The organism is Streptomyces sp. SID5785 (assembly GCF_009870065.1).
Classification (GTDB): Bacteria; Actinomycetota; Actinomycetes; order Streptomycetales; family Streptomycetaceae; genus Streptomyces.
On the sequence record NZ_WWIA01000789.1, the window covers coordinates 1 to 4,446 of the forward strand.

The 4,446-nt window shown below is 74.0% G+C and carries 3 protein-coding genes; 1 reads left to right on the forward strand and 2 read right to left on the reverse strand.

Annotated elements, in window-relative coordinates; translation table 11 throughout:
- Window positions 1-302: 302 nt before the first annotated feature.
- Window positions 303-1,094, reverse strand: coding sequence for an HAD family hydrolase (locus GTW43_RS25965; protein ID WP_161304413.1), 792 nt, complete (start codon window positions 1,092-1,094; stop codon window positions 303-305).
- Window positions 1,095-1,114: 20 nt separating this feature from the next.
- Window positions 1,115-3,295 (reverse strand): cysteine protease StiP domain-containing protein, encoded by a 2,181-nt coding sequence (locus tag GTW43_RS25970; protein ID WP_202501944.1) that lies wholly within the window; start codon window positions 3,293-3,295, stop codon window positions 1,115-1,117.
- A 308-nt stretch (window positions 3,296-3,603) separates the two neighbouring features.
- On the opposite strand from GTW43_RS25970, the gene GTW43_RS25975 reads away from it, so the two are divergent.
- Entirely contained in the window at window positions 3,604-4,365 is a 762-nt protein-coding gene (locus GTW43_RS25975) for a metallophosphoesterase (protein ID WP_161302292.1), read from the forward strand.
- The last annotated feature ends 81 nt before the right edge of the window (window positions 4,366-4,446 follow it).

Genomic DNA, 4,446 nt, shown 5'->3' on the forward strand with positions numbered 1-4,446 from the left:
CCCGGCGCCGGGCCGAACGCCCCCGGAGGGGGCGGGACGGTGGGAGCGGGGCGGCACCACGGCCCGGGCCGAGGCGGTCGCGCCCAGCGCCCGGCGGGACGGTGGGAGCGGGGCGGCACCTCGGCCCGGGCCTGGGCGCACCGGGGTAGCGGCGACTCCGGGTCGGGCCCGGACGACGTGGTGACTCGGCAGGGGCCAGGCCCCGTCAGGGGCGCGGGGAACTGCGCGAGCGGCCACGACGGCGCGGCACTGGGCGATGACAGGGCCGGGCGCCCAGGGCCCGCCGGCACGGGCACGCCTCGCTAGAGCGCCGCGAGGAACTCCCGGAGCGTGGCCTCTCCGGCCGCGACCCCCCGATGCGCCAGCGCCGTGACGTTCGGCGCGGTCCAGCCCAGATCCGCCAGCTCCCCGTGCGCGGGCCGCCACCCCTGGTCCACGGCCCCGAGCAGATCCGCGTCGAGCAGCGAGTCCCCGGCCCCGAGCACCCGCCCGGCCCCGACCCGCCGCGCGACCTCCCGCACCGCCGCCCCCTTCGTCAGCGGCTTCGGCACGGCGTACACCTTGCGTCCCTGGAGCGAGACGGACCAGCCCAGCTCGGCGGCCCACGCCCCGAGTTCCTTGACCCAGCCCTCGGGCAGCCGCTCGCGGTCGACGACGAGATACGCGAACAGGTCCTCCGCGACCCGTTCCTTGAGCAGCCACTCGGCCCGCGCGGACGCCACCATCCGCTCCCGCACCTCTCCGAGCGGCGCACACTCGGCGGCGAGCCGCTCGCCCACGGCCGACCGCCAGTCGGGGTCGGACACCCCGTCGACGAGCAGGTGCCCGCCGTTCGCCGTGATCGCGTAGGCCGGCGGCGGGCCGGGCAGCCTGATCCGCCCGTACTGCTCGCGCGTCCGCGTCGTCGTCGGGACGAACACCGCCCGCCGGCCGAGCTCCGCGAGCAACCCGGCCGCGTCCTCGGTGACGTAGGACAGGGGCTTGCCCTCGTAGACCTCGACGCAGAGCAGGCGCGGTGCCTGCGCGTCGGGGACGGTGAGGGCGAGCGCCCCGGCGGAGTAGATGAGGGTGCGGTCGAGGTCGCTGGCGACCATCGTCACGCGCGGTGGGGTGCTCACGGGGCAGTCACCGCCCGGCCGTCGGCGCCGGTCGCTCCGCGCGTGAACCGCGGGTGGATCAACCCCACGCAGCTGTAGGGCAGTTCGTCCACGATCTCGACGGGCACGCCCCGCTGCTCGGCGAGCAGCCGGACATGGTCGAGGTCGGCCCCGGCGCCCGCGCGGGCCAGGATCTTCCACGGCACGCGGCGCAGCAGCACCCGGGTCGTCTCGCCGACGCCGGGCTTGACCAGGTTGACGTCGTGGATGCCGTACTCCTCGCTGATCCGCTCGACGGCGGCCCAGCCCTCCCAGGTCGGCTCGCGGTCGGAGCCGAGGAGCTCCTTGACGGCGAGGTCCACCGCGTCGGCGACGTCGTCGAAGCGTCCCGCGACCGTGTCGACGAACGTCCCGGAGACGTCCGCGTCCGCCAGCTCGCGGTAGAACTTCGCGCCGTGGAAGTCGTCGGGCCCGACCAGGTCGGCGCGGAGCACGGTGCGCGATATCAGCCCGGACACCGTCGAGTTGAGGCAGGCGGACGGGATGAGGAAGTCCTCGCGGGTGCCGTACGTGCGCACGCAGGAGCCCGGGTCGGCGAGCACCGCGATCTCCGGGTCGAAACCGACCGCTCCGCCGCTCTCCTCGAACTCCCGGACGGCCGCGGTCAGTTCACGGGTGATCGCGCCCTTTCCGGTCCAGCCGTCGACGAAGACGACGTCGGCCGGGTCGTGGTGCGCGGCGAGCCAGCGCAGCGCGGTGGCGTCGATGCCGCGGCCACGGACGATGGAGACCGCGTAGTGCGGCAGCGCGACGCCGTGCCGGTGCTGCGCCCAGCGCCGCATGAGCACGCCGACGGGCGTCCCGGCGCGGGCCAGCGACACGAGCACGGGGCTGCGGCCCGGGCGCTCGGCGAGCACCGTCTCCGTGACGACGCCGACGGCCCGCGCGATGCGCTGCGCGGAGGTGTCGAGCGCGGCGTGGAACAGCTCCTGGTACCGCTCGCTCGGCTGGTACTCGACGGGCAGCGACTCCGCGTAGTGCGCGCCGCCGCTCTGGATGGCCTCCTCGCGCTCCTCGGTGGGCGCCTCCAGCGACACGTCCGAGAGGTCCTGGAGCAGCCAGCCGACCTCGTCGGGTGCGTACGAGGAGAAGGCGGGGCCGCGCAGCGGCTCGGGCAGGGGCATGGCGGGCCTTTCGGGCACGGACGCGCAGGCGGGCACGTAGGAGGGGAGCACGACGACCACGACGCGGGCGGTGTGCGCGGCGACCCGGTCGAGCAGGCCGCCGGGGGCGCGCAGCGCGGGGGTGTCACCGGCCGAGTCGACGACCACGACGACGGTGTCGAAGCCGCCGCCCGCGACGTTGTACGCGTAGCGGTCGCCGGGTCCGTCGGCCGGGTCGTCGTGCGCGGGGAAGACGAGCCGGGTGCGGATAGCGTAGCCCGGGTCGTCGACGGCGAGGACGGGCGAGCGGGTGGTGGTGGAGTACGCGACGTCGGCGCCGCTCTCCTCCAGGGTGGTGGCCAGGCGCAGCGGGGCGTACATCAGCTCCTCGTTGCCCAGGACGAGGGTGCGGCCGGTGAGGTGCGGGGCGATGCGCGCGGCGAGCGCGGGCAGTGCGGCGTCGAGGGCGGCCCGGTGGGCGGGCGTGAAGCCGTGCCGGCCGCCGTCGGGGACGCCGGCCGGCCAGTCGAGCCCGGTGACGTCGACGGTCTCGCCGTGCTCGCGGCGGGGCGCGGGCACGGCGCCGCCCTCGTGTTCCTCGACGAGTGCCCGGCCCTTGGCGAGGACGCCGTCGGGCAGCGTCACCGTGCCGCGGACGGAGGCGACGGCCGCGGCGTGCGCGTCCGACTCGACGAGGATCGCGACGGCGCCGGAGTCGCCCAGGATCCACTGGATCTGCTCGGCGGAGCTCGTCTCGTACACGGGGACGGTGATCGCGCCCGCGCTCCAGATCGCGAAGTCGAGCAGCGTCCACTCGTAGCGCGTGCGGGACATGAGGCCGACCCGGTCGCCGGGCTGCACGCCGGAGGCGATGAGCCCCTTGGCGGCGGCGCGGACCTCGGCCAGGAACTGCACGGACGTGACGTCCTGCCAGGTGCCGCCGATCTTGCGGCCGATGACGGCGACGTCGGGATGCTGCGCGGCGTTTCTGCGGACGATGTCGGTCAGATTGCCGTCGGCAGGGACCTCGTACAAAGCCGGAAGGCTGAACTCGCGCAAGACTGCTGCTCCTCATAGGGCGCCGGCGCCACGACTCTGTGTGCTGCGTCGGTACGGTCCAAGATCGGGCAGGTGCTCATCATGGTTGAACTGAGCACGACTGGACTGCCCGGACGTTACCCATGAGTACAGCCTCTTCGGTAGGGGGTCCAGGCCAGATGTTCGGTGCGTCACACGTCATGGCGGTGCTCTGCGCACAGTAGTCCACCCGCTTCCCGACTCGGAAGTAACCGCAGGTCCGGCGGCCTCTACCCACCTTCGGGCAGGCGTCCTAGGGTGATCGCATGCGCGTTCATGTGGTCAGCGATGTGCACGGAAACTCCACCGACCTCGCACGAGCCGGCGAGGGCGCCGACGCCCTCGTCTGCCTCGGTGACCTGGTCCTCTTCCTGGACTACGCCGATCATTCACGCGGCATTTTTCCCGATCTGTTCGGCAGGGGGAACGCCGACCGCCTCGTCGAGCTGCGCACCGCCCGCCGCTTCGACGAGGCCCGCGCCTTCGGCGCCGAGCTGTGGGCCGGGGTCGACCGGCGGCCCGCCATCGAGCAGGCCGTGCGCAAGCAGTACGCCGAGATGTTCCCCGCCTTCCCCACTCCGACGTACGCGACCTACGGCAACGTCGACATCCCCCAGCTGTGGAGCGAGTACGCCGGACCGGGCACCACGGTCCTCGACGGGCAGCGGGCCGAGATCGGCGGCCGCGTCTTCGGCTTCGTCGGGGGCGGACTGCGCACGCCGATGCGCACGCCCTACGAGATCGACGACGAGGAGTACGCGGCGAAGATCGAGGCCGTCGGCGAGGTCGACGTGCTGTGCACGCACATCCCGCCGGAGGTCCCCGAGCTGGTCTACGACACGGTCGCGCGGCGCTTCGAGCGGGGCAGCAGGGCCCTGCTCGACGCCATCCGCAGGACCCGGCCGCGGTACTCCCTGTTCGGCCACGTCCACCAGCCGCTCACCCGCCGGATGCGGATCGGCGCCACCGAGTGCGTCAACGTCGGACACTTCGCGCGGGGCGGACGGCCCTGGGCCCTGGAGTGGTGACGGCACAGCGGTGACGGCGCCGCCGCCCGCGCGCGATAGCCTTCACGCGCACACACGTAGGCACGGCCGAACCCCTGACCA

Coding starts and splice junctions, on each gene's coding strand:
- GTW43_RS25965 (WP_161304413.1), bottom strand. CDS start 1,094: ATGGTCGCCAGCGACCTCGACCGCACCCTCATCTACTCCGCCGGGGCG.
- GTW43_RS25975 (WP_161302292.1), top strand. CDS start 3,604: ATGCGCGTTCATGTGGTCAGCGATGTGCACGGAAACTCCACCGACCTC.